Consider the following 16,274-nt stretch of genomic DNA (forward strand, 5'->3'; position numbering starts at 1 on the left):
GAACGCAAAGACACCCCGTCGACGCGCGCGCCGCAGCCCGTTTGCGGGCGGTGGCGCGATGCGTCGTGCGGCCGTCGGTCATCGGATGAGGGGCGGCGGATTGCGCACGCGACGGGGAGCGGCGGCCGCGGCGTGTGCGATGCGCGATGCCGCGTGCCGGTTCGATCGGCGCGGCGTTGCCGCGCGCGTCGCTAAGGACTTCGGCGCGCGTCGCGCGTCGCGGCCGGCATGCGTGCGCGGCCGTTGCGCTGCTCGAGCCAGGCGCGCGCCTGCGCGCGCGCTTCGATGTGCGTCGCGGCGATGCGCAACGGATAGGGCGCGTGCTCGGCGCGATCCCGCGCGCGGGCTTTCTCTTCATAGGCGCATCGCCGCGCGAGGTCCGCCTCGATGCGGATCGCGCCGGCGCAAAACCGCTGCTGCGCGACGTTGTCGCGACTCCATTGAACGTAAGCGGATACGAAGCGCGGCGAATGACGCGGCAATTCCTCGCCGTCCATCAGCAGCACGAACGGCTCGGCGCGCGTGTACAGCGCCTTGAACTGCGCGAGCCGCGCGTCCGCTTCCGTATCGGGAACCTGCGCAGGCATGTGCAGGTACACGAGCGGCCAGGAGCGGGTGTCGATGAAGTCGTTCATGAGTCCCTCGTCGGTAACGCCACGCAAGCGGCAAGACTCGGGACAGACGATGCGTCGGACGGCTTTCGGGCGAGACGCGCAATCGATTCGCGGTTGCCTGAAAGATCCGCTGGCGGATCTGCGATCCGTCATCTGCCTGCCCCGAGTGCAACGGCGCTGTGCGACGCGCGCTGCCTCGATTTGCGGTGCTTCTTATGACTGTGAACGATAAGCATTATTGTTTAGAAGCTCTACCCGAAACGGGTTTATTTCCGCTCGCATCGGTATCTTGCCGCCGCCCCAATAGGGTTCGCCCGGCACGGATGGCGATGCATCCGCGCCGGGCGAGCAAGGCGGGCAAGGGTGGCGAAAAGCGTGTGCGGGCGCGGACGGGCCGCGCCGCGAAAGAGAACGTCGCGAAAGAGAACGTCGCGGAAAGCCTGCGCCGCGAAAAGCCCGAACGCCGCCGAACCGATCGTCAGCGACGCTGCTTGAACGCCGAGGGATTGACGCCGAACTGCTTTTGGAACGCCGCCGTGAAGTGGCTCGCGTTCGCGTAGCCCATGTCGGCCGCGACGGTCATCACCGGCATGTCGGCGCTCGACAGCCGGCGGCGCGCTTCGTGCATTCGCTCTTGCTGGAAGAGCCCGTAGACGCTGTGATCGAACAGTTGCCGGAACCCGCGCTTGAGCTTGAGCACGCTGAGTCCCGTTTCCTTTGCGAGCATCGCGATCGTCGGCGCGCGGCTCAGATCCGCGAGCAGAAGATCCCGCGCGCGCAGCAGCTTCTGCCGCTCCGCCGCCGGCAGCGGCCACGCATGCGGCGCGGCGTCGCCATGCGCCTCGATCACGAGGCTCGCGAGCGCGAGGCTCTGTCCGAGCAGCCACATCGACGGGCGGCCCGCGCGGCCGTGCGCACACCGATGCCTGTCCTGCAGCGCATGGCTCAACGATTGCGCGGTCGCGCGCATTTCCGCGTCGCACCGGCACGGCGCGCAGCAGCGCGCCGAATCGAGCTTGCGTTCGAGCGCCGCGTCCAGGTCGGGTGCGAGTTCGCGCACGAGATCCGGCCGGATCGACACGGTCACGCTTTCGATCTGGCCCGAATGCGTTGCGCGGCCGCTGCAATCCGGCGTGTAGCTGATGCATCCCGTGCCCGCCGACAGCACGTGCTCGGTTTCGCGGCTGCCGGCGTCGATCGAGAAGCGCGAGCGCCCCTGCAGCGCGCAGCAAAAATGAACGCGGCCCCAGTCGTCGCGGACGTTCATCGAGATCGGCTGCCGCAGCGCGCCTTGCCAGACGAGCACGTCGATGCCGTCTTGCAGCGCGACTCTGAGCAGCCGGCAATCGGGCGCGGATTCGGCGGGCGGTGTCGGATCGGCGAGCAGCGTCGATATCGCGACTTCGGGTTTCGCAAGCGTAGAACTGGAAGAAGGCATCGGTGATCGTCTCCGCGCGGCATACCGATTGGGGTAGAAGTCGACCCGATCGGGGTGGAAATGTAAATGAGAATTGTTATCATTATTGCAATTCCAGTCGCCGCCGTCGAGACAATCTGCTCGTTCCGGAGAGTCAGTCTGCCTCGGCGGCTTCTCGCGCCCTTCGGGCGCGCGACGGTCTCGTTTCGCCATGGCGCGCGCCCACGGCGAGACAGGATTCCTCGTGACGCACGATCGCACGATGAGTCCGCCCGGCCGTCCTTCGAGATCAACAAGGAGTGTGTTTCATGCGGTATCAGCGAGCCTGGCGGGGCAGGCTCCCGGCGTCGAACGCCTTTGCGATGGCAGTCGCGATTTCTCTCATTCCTTTGTCGGGCGTCGCTCATGCAGGCACTGCCGGCGCGGCGTCCGGCGTGACGGCGGCCGGCGAGCTGTCCGCCGTGACCGTCACCGCGAGCAAACGCGATCAGTCGCTCGCGACGCTCAACGGCGCGGCGGTCGTCGTCGAACAGCCGGCGCTCGACGACGCGCAGGTCGCCAACACATTCGATCTCGCGCGCGTGCTGCCCGGCGTGCAGATCACGAGCGGCGGCTCGATGCTGTTTCCGATGATCGGCCTGCGCGGCATCTCGTCCGCGCAGGATTTCTACAACCCGGCGTTGACCGTGTATGTCGACGGCGTGCCGCAATTGCCGACGTTTTCGTCGCAGACGCTCCTCAGCGTCGATCGCGTCGAGTTGCTCAAGGGTCCGCAAGGCACGCTGTACGGCAAGAGCGCGGAAGGCGGCGTGCTGAACATCGTCACGCTGCCGCCCGAGAACACGCCGCGCGTGCATCTGCGGGCGGGCGTCTCGAGCCGCGGCGGCAACGTCGAGCAGGCGGAGGTCGCGGGGCCGCTCGTCAAGGACTTGCTGTACGGCGCGGTGTCGCTCGCGCACGTCGATGCGCCCGGCGATTTGCGCAATCCGGTCAGCGGCGCGAATCATCAGGGCGGATCGCGCTCGTTCGCCGGCAGCGCGAAGCTGCGCCTCGCGCCCTCCGGCGCACCGTGGGAAGTGAACGTGTCGGTCGGGCGCGATTGCGCGAAGGCGACGCAGGACATTTATGTGCCCTTCGACGACATCGGCAGCCGCACCGCGAACATCGATCCGCGGCTGCCTGCGCAATATGCGGAGCCGTACATGCGCCGCTGCGGGAACAGCTATGCGCTGTCCGGGCGCTACGATTTCGGCCAGTGGCGTCTGTCCGCGATTTCGGCGTGGCAGACGGTCGACATCGAGCGGCGCTTCCCGTTTCTTCAGTATTTCACGCAGCAGCCGGAGGACTGGCGGCAGAATGTGCAGGAACTGCGGCTCGCGACGCACGCGCCCGGCCGGCGCTGGGACGCGGTGTTCGGCCTGTATCGGCAGGACGTGCATCAGTCGCGCACGTACGTCAACGACATGGTGATTCCGTCGGTCGTCAATCTGTCGACAACCGCATCGAGCAACGAGAGCAAGTCGCTCGCCGCGTACGGCGACGTCACCTGGCACGTGACGGACGCGCTCGATCTGTCGGCCGGCCTGCGGGCGTCGCGCGATCAGGCGTGGACGCAGTTCGCCGGCACCGCGATGGCGTCCGCGTCGACGTACGCGCCGTTCGCCGGCGTGAACGGCGCGGCCGGCAACCGGATGCTCGGCAAAGTGTCCGCCGGCTATCAGATCGATCCGGCGTGGCGTGTCTATGCGAACGTGTCGCAAGGCTATAAGCCGGGCGGCTTCAATCTCGCGCCGTCTAGCCTCGCGGATGCGCAAGGCTACGGTCCGGAGCGCGCGGTCAGCTACGAGCTCGGCGCGCGCTACACAGGGCGGTCGCTGCGCGGCAGCGTCGCGCTTTATCGGATCGACATCCGCAACGCCCAGCTCTACGGCAGCGATCCGCTCGGTTATCAGTCGCTGCGCAACGTTGGCGACACGCGCTCGACGGGCGTCGAGTTCGGCGTCGAATGGGGCATCGCGCGCGGCTGGACGGCGGGGCTCGACGGCTTCGTCAATCACGCGACGTTCCGCAGCTATGCCGATCCGTTCGGCTGCGCCACGTGCGCCGGTAACGACGTGCCGTTCGCACCGCGCTACGGCTTCACGCTGAACGTCGGCGGCGAAGTGCCGACGCTGGCCGGCACGGTCCGGCCGCGTGTCGCGGTGCGCTGGCTCGGCGCGCAGTATTTCGACGTCGCGAACAAGTTGCGCCAGGGCGGCTATGCGCTGGTCGACGCGTCGCTCGGCTGGCGTCCGCGCCGCGACGTCGAGCTCACGCTCTATGCGCAGAACCTGACGAACCGCGACTACCGCACGTATGCGTTCCGTGCGCCGACAGGCAATCTCGCGCAGGTCGGACTCGGACGCACGGTCGGCGTGACGGTTGCGTTCGATTACTGACCGTGTGCGACGCGACGCGGCCGGCCGTAAGGCTCGCCGCGTCGCGCGCGATGAGCGCGGCCGCGTGCCGCGCGTAGTGCGTTTCGTCGACGCAGGCCGTGTGCGTCGCGCGTGTTGTCGTGGCGTGCACGTGCCGTGCGTTGTCGCGCGGTCATCGCGCGCCGTCGCGCATCGCCTGCGCCGGTGTTCGTGATCGTGCGGCACGGCGCCGATCGCCGTGCGTCGTCGCATGCTGTTGCAAATCGTCGCGCGCGAACGTGGGCGCGCCGTTTCGATCCCATTTAGCTCCGCCCGCTGCCGGGCTCACGAGGAATCGCCATGTCCGAACCACCAACCGAAGCCGTCCACACAGACCGCCGAAGGCGCGCGGATGCCCGCCCAAACCCGTGGAGCATCATGCGCCCGGTGCGTGCGCAAGTCCGTTTCGCGATGGTCGTCTCGTCGCTCGCGACGCTGCTGAACGTCGCATTCCTGCTGTCGCTCGCATGGACAGTCCGGCAGCTCGTCGAGCGGCCGCATGTCTGGCCGGCGTGGCCGGTCGCGGGCGCGGTCCTGTGCCTCGCCGGCAGCTATTTTTTGCGGCTGGGCGCGTTCAGCCAATCGCACTACGCGGCATTCCGCCTCGAAAAGATCCTGCGCGGCGATCTGGCGGATCGCCTGACGCGCGTGTCGCTCGGCACGCTGCAGCAGGTCGGCGCGGGCGCGCTGTCGAAGGTCATCCACGACGACGTGAAGGCGCTCCACATTTTCGTCGCCGACAGCACGCCACTCTATGCGCGCGCGTTCGTCGGGCCGGCGTGCACGCTCGTCGTGCTGCTGTGGCTCGATTGGCGGCTCGCCGCCGGCGCGGCCGCGGTGATGGCGATCGGATTCGGCGTGCTGACGCTCGCGATGCGCAACGCCGCCGAGATGAGCCGGCTGTACAACGACGCGCGCGAGCGCGTGAGCGCGGCCGTCATCGAGTTCGTGCAGGCGATGCCTGTCGTGCGCACGTTCGACGCCGGCTATTCGACGTTCGGCCGTTTTCAGCACGCGCTCGATGCATATCTCGACGTGCTGACGCGCTGGTATCGGCAGGCGGGTTTCTCCGCGCGTTTCTCGTTCGCGATGCTCAATCCGCTGCCGACGCTGCTCGTGCTGCTGTGGCTCGGCGCGTGGCTGATCGCGCGCGATGCATCGGATTTCGGCGCGTGGATCGCGGTGCTGCTCGTCGGCACGGGGATGGCGGAAGCGATGATGCCGATGATGATGCTCAATCACATGGTCGACAAGGCGAAGCTGAGCGTCGCGCGGATTCAGCAGACGTTGGCGCTGCCGACGCTGCCGATGCCCGTCGACGGGCGTGCGCCGGCCGACGCGAGCGTTACGTTCGAGGACGTTGGCTTCGGCTATGGCGCGCCCGCGGATGCGGAGCCGGGAACCGTGCCCGCCCGCCGTCATGCCGGCCATGACGATGAAGTGCAGGGCAACGGCAACGGCAACGGCAACGCGCGCGTGCTGCGCAACGTGAGCTTCCACGTCCCGCAGGGCTCGACGACCGCGCTCGTCGGCCCGTCGGGCGCGGGCAAGACGACCGTCGCGCGGCTGATTCCGCGCTTCTGGGATGTCGACGCGGGGCGCGTGCTCGTCGGCGGCGTCGACGTGCGCGACATGACGGCCGACGTGCTGATGTCGCAGCTCGCGTTCGTGTTCCAGGACACGTTCCTGTTCGCCGACACGATCGCGAACAACATCCGCCTCGGCTCGCCGAACCGCACGATGGACGACGTGATCGCGGCAGCGAAGGCCGCGCAGGCGCACGACTTCATCATGTGCTTGCCGAACGGGTACGACACGCTCGCGGGCGAGCGCGGCGCATTCCTGTCGGGCGGGCAGCGGCAGCGCATCACGATCGCGCGCGCGATCCTGCAGAACCGTCCGATCCTCGTGCTCGATGAGGCGACCGCGTTTTCCGATCCGGAGAACGAGGCCGAGCTGATGCGCGCGCTGTCCGCGCTGATGCGCGGCAAGACGGTGATCATGGTCGCGCATCGCCTGTCGACGATTCGTCATGCCGATCAGATTCTCGTGTTCGATCGGGGCGCGCTCGTCGAAGCGGGCCGCCACGACGCGCTGTTGTCGACGCGAGGCGTTTATGCGCGGCTGTGGGACAGCCATGAACGCGCGCAGCGCTGGGCGTTGCGCGGCGGCGCGCAAGAGAATCGGAGCGGCATCGAACTGGAGCGCACGCGATGAAACACGAATCGACCGAAACCCGGCGCCCCGCATCGTGGCGCCTGACGTATCGACGACTGACGAGCGTCGCGGGCCCGAACGCAGGCGCGCTGCGCGCGAGCATCGTCGGCCTGTGCATTGCCGCGGCTGCGCAGGGACTCGCGCTTGCCTGCCTGTTTCCGCTGATCGCCGCGATCGTCGACAAGCGGCCGGCCGCGTCGGCGCTCGGCTGGCTGATCGCGATGACGCTGATCGCGGCGTTCGCGACGTGCGCGCGCTGGCGCGCGCAAGGCTTCGAATACAACGGGCGAATGGCGCACACGACGCACGCGCTGCGCATGCGGCTCGGCGAGCAACTGCGCCACATGCCGCTCGACCTGCTGCAGGACAAGCGCTCGGGCGAGATGAACGCGCTGCTGCTCGGCAACGTCGACGAGAACCTCAACTACACGCTCGCGATCGTCAACATGATCGCGCTCGCGACCGTCACGCCTTGCGTCGTCGCGCTCGCCACGCTGTTCGTCGACTGGCGCGTGGGCCTGATCCTGCTGCTCGTGTTCCCCGCGATCGTGCCGCTTTACCGCTGGCGCCGGCCGGCGCTCGGGCGTGGGATGCGCGCGCTCGCGGACGCGCACAGTCGATTGAACGCCGACATCGTCGAATTCACGCAAGGGTTGCCGGTGCTGCGCGCGGCATGCAGCGACGCGGCGAAAGCGTCGACGCTCGCCCACGGCTGCGCGAAACTGCTCGATATGCAGACGGCCGCGCATCGCAAGAGCGCGAAGCCGAATCTCATCGTCGCGAGCGTCGTCGAGCTCGGCCTGCAACTCGTCGTCGCGGCGGCCGTCACGTGGGTGGTGATGGGCACGCTCGAACTGTCGGTCGTCGCGGCCGTGATGGTGATCGTCGTGCGTTTCTCCGAGCCGATGGCGACGTTGATCGGCTATACGGCGGTCGTCGAGATGATCGAGGCCGCGCTGGAACGCATCGAGGCGCTGCTCGCGATCGAGCCGCTGCCGTCGCGGCAGCCGCCGTGCGTGCCGACCCGCTTCGAGCTGCGTTTCGACGACGTGTCGTTTCGTTACGCGCGCGCGACGGGCGACGCGCTCGGCGGCTTCAGCGCAACGCTGCCGGCGAACGGGATGACGGCGCTCGTCGGTCCGTCGGGTTCAGGCAAGTCGACGATCGCGCGCTTGCTGCTGCGTCATGCCGATCCGCAGCGCGGCTCGGTCGAGATCGGCGGCGTCGACATCCGGCAGATTCCGGAAACGGCGCTGAATGCGCTGATTTCAGTCGTGTTTCAGGATGTCTATCTGTTCGACGACACGGTGCTCGCGAACATCCGCATGGCGCGGCCGGATGCGACCGACGAGGAAGTCGAGGCCGCGGCGCGCGCCGCGCAGTGCCACGAATTCATCGAACGCCTGCCGCAGCGCTGGCAGACGCGGCTCGGCGAGATCGGCGGCAGGCTGTCGGGCGGCGAACGCCAGCGCATCTCGATCGCGCGCGCATTGCTGAAGGACGCGCCGATCGTGATTCTCGACGAGCCGACCGCGGCGCTCGACGTCGAAAGCGAGCTGGCGGTGCAGCGTGCGATCGATGCGCTCGTGCGGGACAAGACCGTCGTCGTGATCGCGCACCGCCTGTCGACGGTCGTCGGCGCGGACCGGATTCTCGTGATCGACGGCGGGCGGCTCGTGCAGCAGGGGCGGCACGACGAGCTGATCGCGGTCGATGGACGCTATCGGGCCATGTGGGAGGCGCAGTATCGCGCGAAGGCGGCGTTCGACGGGTTCGGCGCCGGGCCGGGCGATTGTCGCGCACCATCGCCGGCGACGACGGATGGCGCGGTGGCGTCGAGCCGCTGACAAAGGCAAGGGCGATTGGAATGCATGCGGCTTCGTTCGTTCGGGCGAAATCGCGTGCGATCCGGTTGCTGCGATTCGGCGTGACGGCGCGCGCACACGCGTGCCCGTGCCCGTGCCCGTGCCCGTGCCCGCGCCCGTGCCCGGCCGCCAGTGGCCACGTCAATCCGCGGTGTCGCCGCCCTTCGGCACTTTCGCATGCGCCTTCCTGCCCGGCGCGGGCGACCATGCGGGACGCGTCTTGCGCTCCGAATCGACGACGACGAGATAGCGGCCCGCCCAGGGCGTGATTTGCCGATGCGCGCGCAGCACCCACGGCGCTTCGCCGTCGGCGGCGCGCGCTTCGTACTCGGCGTCGAGGATGCCGTGCTGATCGACGAAGACATTCAGCGACGCCGGAATCCGCACGCACCCCTTCGAGTGGCGAATGCCGAGCAGCGGTTCGAGAAATTCCGGGTCCGTCGCATGCATCTGGAAGCGCATCTGCGATACGCCGCCCTTGCCCCAGCCACGCTCCGCGTCCGCCCAGCCGAAATCGTAGATGCGCATGTCGTGCTGACCGTAGCCGCGAATGCCGTTGTCGTTCATCGTGCCTTCCGCGCGGAAATCCATGTTCGCGGGCGTGTGCTCGAACACGCCGAGCGGCGTCACGAAATGGTCGTACTGGCCGGGTAGCCCGGTCGCGACGGGCGACGCGCCGATCATCTGCCATGCGTTGTTCCGCGTCGTGCGGAAGTAGATGAACGCTGCCTGCACGTTCCGGGCGCGATCGACGAGCACGACGTATTCGCGCGCCAGCTCGCCCAGACCATTCGCGTCGAGCGTTTGCTGCAGACGCTCGCCATACGCGCGCTGCTCGGCGAGCGGCACTTTCAGGCGTCGCGTGACTTCCTGCGCGAACGCCGTGCGCAGCGCGAGCGCGCGGCGTGTCACGTCTGCCGACTCGGCGTCGGACAGCGGAGGTACGGACGGCACGGTGAACGTTCGGGGCTGCGTGCTCTGCGCGCCCGATCCTTGCTCGGGCGCGGATGCGGCGGGCGTTTGGGATGCGGCCGACGCGCTCGACGCGCTCGACGCAGCCGACGCAGCCGATGCGCCGGACGATTCGGGTGTCCTCGATGCGCTCGCACGAGCGTGAGGCGTCGATGAAGGAGAGGATAAAGACGAAGAAGACGCGGCGGATGCGTCATGGGCCGATTGCGCGGCCCCGGCGGGTTGCATGACGGACGCCGCGATGCCCGCGAGCGCGACGCATATGATCGCGCAAAGCGTACGAACACGTTCAAACGAGCGTTGCCGTGTGTCGCCAGGCTGATTCATCAAAGCAGTGCCCCGGGTCGTTCCAACCAATGAGACATCGGTTCGGCGCGAGTCGGTATCGTGGGTCGCAAGCGTCGAATTCTTTTATCTACTTGGTTCGCATTTTCGATGCCGAAGTTCCGGCGTTTTTCCGCTCGCCCAACGAATGCGCACGGCCCATGCAATGACGCTCAATATCGTTTCGGTGCTTATTTTACGTATGCCGGTGAGCGGTTTTTTGATCGAGATCTGAATTCGAGCATTCAATCTTCAGACATGAAGGGCGGCGGCATCTCGTTTTTAGGCGCGGCCTGGCCGCGCCGGCGCCGCTCGGCGCAGCGTCACATCTCCCGCACGAACCACGCCCGCTTCGCCGACGCAAGCATGCCGCGATAGACTATCCACGATACGGCGAACGTCGCCGGCGCGGACAGCGACTGCACGAAGCCCGACGACGCCGTCGTCAGCATCATCCCGACGAATACGCCGGCGAACCACGCGCTCATCCCGCCCGGATTGAACGCGGGCACATGCGTGTCGCGGCATTCGATGTCGCCGCCGAGCAGTTCTTCGTAGCGCGTCGACAGGATGTGCGCAAGCGCGACGCCGACCCACGCGACGATGAACACGCCCTGCCACGCGAGCGCCTGCAGCAGCTTCGAGAAGACGTCGGCCATCATCAGCGCGTAGACGACCGCGCCGACGACGAGCGCCCACACGTATTTCGGCGCGCGCAGCCCGGCGACTTTCTGGAAGAACGCCTGCATGTTGACGGTCGCGAGATAGTAGTTCGCGGTATTGATTCGCGATTGCGTGACCCAGACGAACAGCAGCCCCCAGACACCCATCAGCTTGAGCAGCGCGGTGACGACCGATACTTCGGATAGCGTACCGAGCCCCGGAATCGTGCTGACGAGATAGATGCCGGCCGCGCCGTTGACGACGAACGTGACGAGATAGAACGGCATCCCGAAGTTCCAGCGGCCGTGATAGGTCGCGTCCTCCCGGCGGCCGAAGCGCGCGTAGTCGAACGTGAACATCATCAGCACCCACACGCCCATGTAGTAGACGAAGCAGTTCCACCAGCCGTTGGCGGGCACGCTGCCCTTGGGGCCGAAATCGAGCCATGCGGCGTTGTAGCCGTAGCGATGCGTCGCGAGCACGACGGCTGCGAGCAGTCCGAACAGATAGAACGGCAGCAGCACGCCGTTGAACTTGTCGAGCCAGTGCTGCACGCTGCCGAAGATCAGCGGCACGCTGTAGCAGACGACGATCAGCGCGGCCCATTTGTAGTCGAGCGCCGGCATCAGGCTGTGCGCGGCGACCGCGATCACCGAGCCTTCGAACACCGCGTAGTAGATCGCGGTCGCGAAGAAGATCAGCGTCGCGAGCGCGGCGCCCGCGCTGCCGAACAGCACGCGCGAGAACAACGCGACGGACAGGCCGGTGCGAATCGCATAGCGGCTCATCACCGCATTGATCAATCCGTACGAGACGACCGACAGCACCATCCCGATCAGCGCGTTGCGCGCGCCGTAGTCGAGCGCGAGCGTCGCGCCGACGACGATGTAGAACACCGCGCTGCATACCGCCCACCACGCCATCGTCAGCGCAAACGCCGGCATTCGGACGCCGTCCGGTATCGCGACCGTCGAAAGATCCAGCTCGCCTTCGGCGGCTGCCTGAGTGGTATTGGCCATGATCCTGCTCCGTTGGCACTTGCATTCGGGAAATGCGCCGCGCGATTCGTTATCGATATCGGCGGGAAGCGCGGGGCGGCGTCAGCCGTCCCGAGCGGCGACCATCAGCCGCCGTGCGGCCACAACGCGTCGCGCAGACGCGCGAGCCGGCGCTGCGCGTCTCGCCGGGCGGCGAGCGCATCGGCCATCGTCACCGCGACGAAGCGCGCCTGATGGTTCGGCTGCATCTGGCCGATCAGATCCATGTCGGCGCTGATGACCGTGCCGATCGTCGCGTAGCCGCCGCCCGACACCGCGTCGCGATGCAGGATGATCGGCTCGATGCCGGCCGGCACCTGAATCGAGCCGATCGGATAGCACGCGTCGACGATGTTCGACGGATCGGCGCCCGCGCCGAACGGCTGCTCGCGCTCGCGAAAGCGCAGCGCGCGGCCTTGCCGGTAGCGATAGCCGATGCGGTCCGCCTCCGGCGCGACGACCCACGTGTCCTCGAAGAACGTGCGCGCCGATTCGTCGGTCAGCCGGTGGTGGTAGAGGCCCGGCAGCACGCGCAATTCGACTTCGCGCGCGAGCCGCGTGCGCAGCGTGCCGGGCAATGCTGCGCCTTCGCGGCCGGCGCGCTTCGCGGCACCGATCGGCAGCGTGTCGCCTTTCTGCAGACGCCGCCCTTCGTGTCCGCCGATCGCGCCGAGCGTGTACGTCGAGCGGCTGCCGAGCACGACCGGCACGTCGATGCCGCCCGCGACCGCGAGATACGCGCGCGCGCCCTGCTTCACGTAGTCGAACGTCAGCGTACTGCCCGCGCGGATGCGCAGCGCGACGTTGCACGGCTGCGCGGCGCCGTCGATCCGTGGCGCCATCTCCGCGCCCGTCAGCGCGATCAGCGCGTCGCGATGAAACAGCAACTGCGGGCCGAGCAGCGTGCATTCGAGCACCGCGGCGTCTTCGTCGTTGCCGACGAGCAGGTTCGCCGCGCGCAGCGAGAATTGATCGAGCGCGCCGGACGGCGGAATGCCGACGTGGTAGTAGCCCTGTCGGCCGGCATCCTGCACCGACGTCGCGAGGCCCGGCTTCACGACTTCGATCACGTTGAGCGAATCAGTGGGCATCCAGCACCTCGACGAGAGAACGGTTGTACGCGTGCGGATCGCGCAGGAACGCATCGAGCGCGAACTTCACCGGCTTCACGCGCAACGTGAACGTGCCCGCTTCGACCTCGGCGATCGCCGCGTCGTATGCGGCGCGATCGATCGGCTTGAACTTCACGATGTCGCCGGGGCGGAAGAACACCATGAAGTCGCGCAGGTAATCGAGCCGCTGCGCCGGATCGAAGATCGGCGCGGGCGTCACGCCGAACATCTGGTAGCCGCCCGCGCCGCGCACCGAGTAGATGCAGCCGAAGCAGCCGCCGTGGCCGACGGTGAGTTTCGGCGTATCGGTGCGCGGCCGCAGATATTTCGGCACCTGAAGCTGCCGTCCGCGTTCGACCATCTGGTACATGAACGGCAGGCCCGCGACGAAGCCGACCATCGACACGAACCACGGCGAGCCGGAATGCGCGGCGATGAATGCGTCGACGTCCCGCTTGCCGTTGATTCGCGCCGCGTATTCGAGGTCGGTCGAGTCCGGCTCCTGATGCCGTTCGCGAAAGCGCATCAGCGTCTCATGCGTCCACGGATCGTTGTAGAGCACGGGCACTTCGACGATCCGCGTATCGAGGTTCAATTCCGCAACGCCGATGTCGGCTTCGATGTCTTTCAACAGCGCGAGCAGCGCGTCCGGCGCGATCACGTCGGGATCGTAACGAACCTGGTAGGACGCATTCGCCGGGCAGATCTCGCTCACGCCCGGCACCTTGCGGCGCTGCAGCTCGCGCGTGATCGCGGTGCCCTTGAAGAACGCGTCGAGCGACATCGATTCGCTGATCTCGACGAAGATGAATTCGTCGCCGCCGAATGTGTATCGGATCGTCATGCTGCCTCTCCCAGCCTCGGCGATGCGCCCGCATCGGCGTTAAGCCGCGCGCGCCATGCGCTCATCCAGGCTTCCAGATAGTTCGTGTGATAGCGGCCCGCGCGGACGTCGTCGTCTTCGAGCAGCGCGCGGTGCAGCGGCGCGGTCGTCTTCACGCCGCCGATGCGCAGCTCGCGCAGCGCGCGCGCGAGCCGCGCCAGCGCGGCCGCACGGCTCTCGTCGTGCACGATCAGCTTCGCGAGCAGCGAATCGTAGAACGGCGGCACCGTGTAGCCCGGATAGAGCAGCGTATCGATCCGCACGCCAGGGCCGGCCGGCCACACGAGCTCGTCGATGCGGCCGGGATTCGGCCGGAAATCGTGCACCGGGTCTTCCGCGTTGATCCGGCATTCGAGCGCGGCGCCGCGCAGCACGATGTCGTCCTGCGCGAAGCGCAGCGGCTCGCCGTCCGCGATGCGCAGCATCTCGCGCACGAGATCGACGCCCGTGATCGCCTCCGTCACCGGATGCTCGACCTGGATCCGCGTGTTCATCTCGATGAAGTAGAACTCGCCGCGCGCTTCGTCGAACAGATATTCGAGCGTGCCCGCGCTGCGATAGCCGACCTGCCGCGCGAGACGCGTCGCCGATGCGCACAGCGCGGCGCGCCGCGCGGGCGTCAGCGAAGGCGACGGCGCTTCTTCGAGGATCTTCTGACGCCGCCGCTGCAACGAGCATTCGCGTTCGAACAGATGAATCGCGTTCGTCCCGTCGCCGAGCACCTGCACTTCGATGTGACGTGCGCGCGCGATGAAACGTTCGAGATAGACGCCGCCGTCGCCGAACGCGGCCTGCGCTTCGCGCTGCGCGAGCGGCAGCTCGGCGTCGAGCTGCGCGGCGTCGTGCGCGACGCGGATGCCGCGCCCGCCGCCGCCCGCGGCCGCCTTGATCATCACCGGGTAGCCGATGCGCGCGGCCACCGCGCGCGCTTCGTCGAGCGACGTCACGACGCCGTCGCTGCCCGGCACCGTCGGCACGTTCGCGCGCCGCGCGGTCTCGCGTGCGCGGGCCTTGTCGCCCATCGTCGCGATCACGTGCGCCGACGGACCGACGAAGATCAAACCGGCCGCCTCGACCTGCGCGGCGAAGCCCGCGTTCTCCGACAAAAAGCCGTAGCCAGGATGAATCGCGTCGGCGTGGCATTGCCGCGCGGCGGCGAGAATCGCGTCCGGGTTCAGATAGCTCTTCGCCGCATGCGACGGGCCGATGTGCACCGCTTCGTCGGCCATCCGTGCGGCGAGGCTGTCGCGATCCGCGTCGCTGACCGCCGCGACCGCGCGCATGCCGAGTTCCCGCGCGGCGCGGATCACGCGCACCGCGATCTCGCCGCGATTCGCGACGAGCACCGTCCTGATCCGCGACGGTCGGTAGAACGAATCGTGCGTCGAATTCATGTCGTTCATCGCGTTCACGCCTCGATTCGCATCAGCACTTGCCCGGCGTCGACGGGCTCGCCGTCGTCGACGAGTACCGCCACGACGCGGCCCGCAGCCGCGGTTTCGATCTCGGTGAACTGCTTCATCACTTCGACGAGCCCGACGACCGCGCCGAGCCCGACCGTCGCGCCGACTTCGGCGTAATGCTCTGCGTCGGGCGACGGACGCCGATAGAACGTCCCGGGCAGCGGACTGACGATATCGTGTAATGCCATCTCGGTATGCTCCTCAAGCCTGATCGATGCGGATTGCGGCCGCGGCGGGCGCGGCGATGCGGATGTCGTGCGCGACGAGCGCGTCGCGGGTCGCCCGGACGAGCTGCAGCGCGCCCGGCGTATCGCTGTGAATGCAGATCGAATCGAAATCGATGTCGATGTCTTCGCCGTCGACGGTCGCGACGCGGCCGTCGACGCACGCGCGCAGCACTTTGTCCGCGACCTGTCGCGGATCGAGCTTGCCGACGCGGCGCGTGAATACGATCGAGCCGCTGCGGTCGTAGTCGCGGTCCGCGTAGAACTCGCGAACGACCGGCTGTCCGAGCTCGCGCGCGATCCGGTGCGTGACCGACGCTTCCATGCAGAAAAGCAGCAGCGTCGGATCGAGCTGCTGCAGCGTCTCGACGAGGAGCCGCGACAGCGCCTCGTCGCGCGCGGCGCGCATGTAGAGCGCGCCATGCAGCTTCACGTGCTGAACGCTCACGCCGTGAAAGCGTGCGAATTCGCGCAGCGCGCCGAGCTGATACAGGATGTCGTTGACGAGCGCTTGCGGCGCTTCGTTGACGTCGCGGCGGCCGAAGCCCACGAGATCGCGAAAGCCGGGATGCGCGCCGATGCCGACGCCCGCGTTCTTCGCGAACTGCACGGTGCGCGCCATGATGTTCGGATCGCCCGCATGAAAGCCCGTCGCGATGTTCGCCGAGCTGATGAGCGGCATGATCTCGTCGTCGACCCCGTCGCTGATCTTCCACGGACCGAAGCCTTCGCCCATGTCGGAGTTCAGGTCGACGCTGTGCTTTCGCATGCTGAATGCCTCCTTCGTCGTCGGCCCGCGCACCGGAAAGGGCGCCTCGACCGCGTTCGAAGCTAGGTTAGTCGGGCCGCGGCCGCCAAAATAGTTCTATTTTTATATGTCTCGATATCGATTTTTTCGATATCGGCCGATGTGCATGGATTCGTCAGATCGTTGTCGGCCGCGTGCCGGCGGCATTTTTGGCGGATGCGCACGCGATGAAGATCGACTGATAAGATACCGCCGGCTGCGTTATCGATTTTTCAGGTG

General features: G+C 67.5%; 12 protein-coding genes. 3 read left to right on the top strand and 9 right to left on the bottom strand.

Features of this window, described 5'->3' with window-relative positions; translation table 11 throughout:
• Positions 1–191: 191 nt before the first annotated feature.
• Together WS62_RS22700 and WS62_RS22710 are read right to left on the bottom strand one after the other, a co-directional pair.
• Positions 192–635 carry a hypothetical protein gene (locus WS62_RS22700; RefSeq protein WP_066575541.1) on the bottom strand — a complete coding sequence of 148 codons (444 nt, stop codon included), beginning with the start codon at positions 633–635 and terminating at the stop codon, positions 192–194.
• Positions 636–1,092: 457 nt separating this feature from the next.
• Entirely contained in the window at positions 1,093–2,052 is a 960-nt protein-coding gene (locus tag WS62_RS22710) for a helix-turn-helix transcriptional regulator (protein WP_066575545.1), read from the bottom strand.
• Positions 2,053–2,393: 341 nt separating this feature from the next.
• Between WS62_RS22710 and WS62_RS22715 the strand changes: the two genes are divergently transcribed.
• The 3 genes from WS62_RS22715 (at position 2,394) to WS62_RS22730 (ending at position 8,551) form a co-directional block, all read left to right on the top strand.
• Positions 2,394–4,469 carry a TonB-dependent receptor gene (locus WS62_RS22715; RefSeq protein ID WP_082721204.1) on the top strand — a complete coding sequence of 692 codons (2,076 nt, stop codon included), beginning with the start codon at positions 2,394–2,396 and terminating at the stop codon, positions 4,467–4,469.
• Positions 4,470–4,865: 396 nt separating this feature from the next.
• Positions 4,866–6,704: an ABC transporter ATP-binding protein gene (locus tag WS62_RS22725; protein WP_066575549.1), complete on the top strand. Its 1,839-nt coding sequence runs from the start codon at positions 4,866–4,868 to the stop codon at positions 6,702–6,704.
• Positions 6,701–8,551 (top strand): ABC transporter ATP-binding protein, encoded by a 1,851-nt coding sequence (locus WS62_RS22730; protein ID WP_066575551.1) that lies wholly within the window; start codon positions 6,701–6,703, stop codon positions 8,549–8,551. Before WS62_RS22725 ends, WS62_RS22730 begins: the two co-directional genes overlap by 4 nt.
• 159 nt (positions 8,552–8,710) lie before the next feature.
• On the opposite strand, the gene WS62_RS22735 is transcribed toward WS62_RS22730, so the two are convergent.
• The 7 genes from WS62_RS22735 to WS62_RS22765 form a co-directional block, all read right to left on the bottom strand.
• A complete protein-coding gene (locus tag WS62_RS22735; RefSeq protein ID WP_231748386.1) occupies positions 8,711–9,868 on the bottom strand; it encodes a hypothetical protein in 1,158 nt (385 codons plus the stop codon).
• A 320-nt stretch (positions 9,869–10,188) separates the two neighbouring features.
• Positions 10,189–11,547, bottom strand: coding sequence for a purine-cytosine permease family protein (locus WS62_RS22740; RefSeq protein WP_066575556.1), 1,359 nt, complete (start codon positions 11,545–11,547; stop codon positions 10,189–10,191).
• A gap of 104 nt (positions 11,548–11,651) precedes the next feature.
• Positions 11,652–12,656, bottom strand: a complete 1,005-nt coding sequence (locus tag WS62_RS22745; protein ID WP_066575558.1) for a biotin-dependent carboxyltransferase family protein — start codon at positions 12,654–12,656, stop codon at positions 11,652–11,654.
• On the bottom strand, positions 12,646–13,521 hold the full coding sequence (locus WS62_RS22750) for a 5-oxoprolinase subunit B family protein (RefSeq protein ID WP_066575560.1): 876 nt from the start codon (positions 13,519–13,521) through the stop codon (positions 12,646–12,648). The genes WS62_RS22745 and WS62_RS22750 overlap by 11 nt, the downstream gene beginning before the upstream one ends.
• Complete coding sequence (locus tag WS62_RS22755) at positions 13,518–14,963, bottom strand: acetyl-CoA carboxylase biotin carboxylase subunit (RefSeq protein WP_066575801.1); 1,446 nt, start codon at positions 14,961–14,963, stop codon at positions 13,518–13,520. Before WS62_RS22755 ends, WS62_RS22750 begins: the two co-directional genes overlap by 4 nt.
• A gap of 5 nt (positions 14,964–14,968) precedes the next feature.
• A complete protein-coding gene (locus tag WS62_RS22760) occupies positions 14,969–15,211 on the bottom strand; it encodes an acetyl-CoA carboxylase (protein ID WP_066575562.1) in 243 nt (80 codons plus the stop codon).
• 13 nt (positions 15,212–15,224) lie between these two features.
• Entirely contained in the window at positions 15,225–16,016 is a 792-nt protein-coding gene (locus WS62_RS22765) for a 5-oxoprolinase subunit PxpA (RefSeq protein ID WP_066575799.1), read from the bottom strand.
• Positions 16,017–16,274: the final 258 nt, after the last annotated feature.

The sequence above is a fragment of the Burkholderia sp. ABCPW 14 genome (assembly GCF_001523835.1).
Lineage (GTDB): Bacteria > Pseudomonadota > Gammaproteobacteria > Burkholderiales > Burkholderiaceae > Burkholderia > Burkholderia mayonis.

Coding starts and splice junctions, on each gene's coding strand:
- WS62_RS22700 (WP_066575541.1), bottom strand. CDS start 635: ATGAACGACTTCATCGACACCCGCTCCTGGCCGCTCGTGTACCTGCAC.
- WS62_RS22710 (WP_066575545.1), bottom strand. CDS start 2,052: ATGCCTTCTTCCAGTTCTACGCTTGCGAAACCCGAAGTCGCGATATCG.
- WS62_RS22715 (WP_082721204.1), top strand. CDS start 2,394: ATGGCAGTCGCGATTTCTCTCATTCCTTTGTCGGGCGTCGCTCATGCA.
- WS62_RS22725 (WP_066575549.1), top strand. CDS start 4,866: ATGCGCCCGGTGCGTGCGCAAGTCCGTTTCGCGATGGTCGTCTCGTCG.
- WS62_RS22730 (WP_066575551.1), top strand. CDS start 6,701: ATGAAACACGAATCGACCGAAACCCGGCGCCCCGCATCGTGGCGCCTG.
- WS62_RS22735 (WP_231748386.1), bottom strand. CDS start 9,868: ATGAATCAGCCTGGCGACACACGGCAACGCTCGTTTGAACGTGTTCGT.
- WS62_RS22740 (WP_066575556.1), bottom strand. CDS start 11,547: ATGGCCAATACCACTCAGGCAGCCGCCGAAGGCGAGCTGGATCTTTCG.
- WS62_RS22745 (WP_066575558.1), bottom strand. CDS start 12,656: ATGCCCACTGATTCGCTCAACGTGATCGAAGTCGTGAAGCCGGGCCTC.
- WS62_RS22750 (WP_066575560.1), bottom strand. CDS start 13,521: ATGACGATCCGATACACATTCGGCGGCGACGAATTCATCTTCGTCGAG.
- WS62_RS22755 (WP_066575801.1), bottom strand. CDS start 14,963: ATGAACGACATGAATTCGACGCACGATTCGTTCTACCGACCGTCGCGG.
- WS62_RS22760 (WP_066575562.1), bottom strand. CDS start 15,211: ATGGCATTACACGATATCGTCAGTCCGCTGCCCGGGACGTTCTATCGG.
- WS62_RS22765 (WP_066575799.1), bottom strand. CDS start 16,016: ATGCGAAAGCACAGCGTCGACCTGAACTCCGACATGGGCGAAGGCTTC.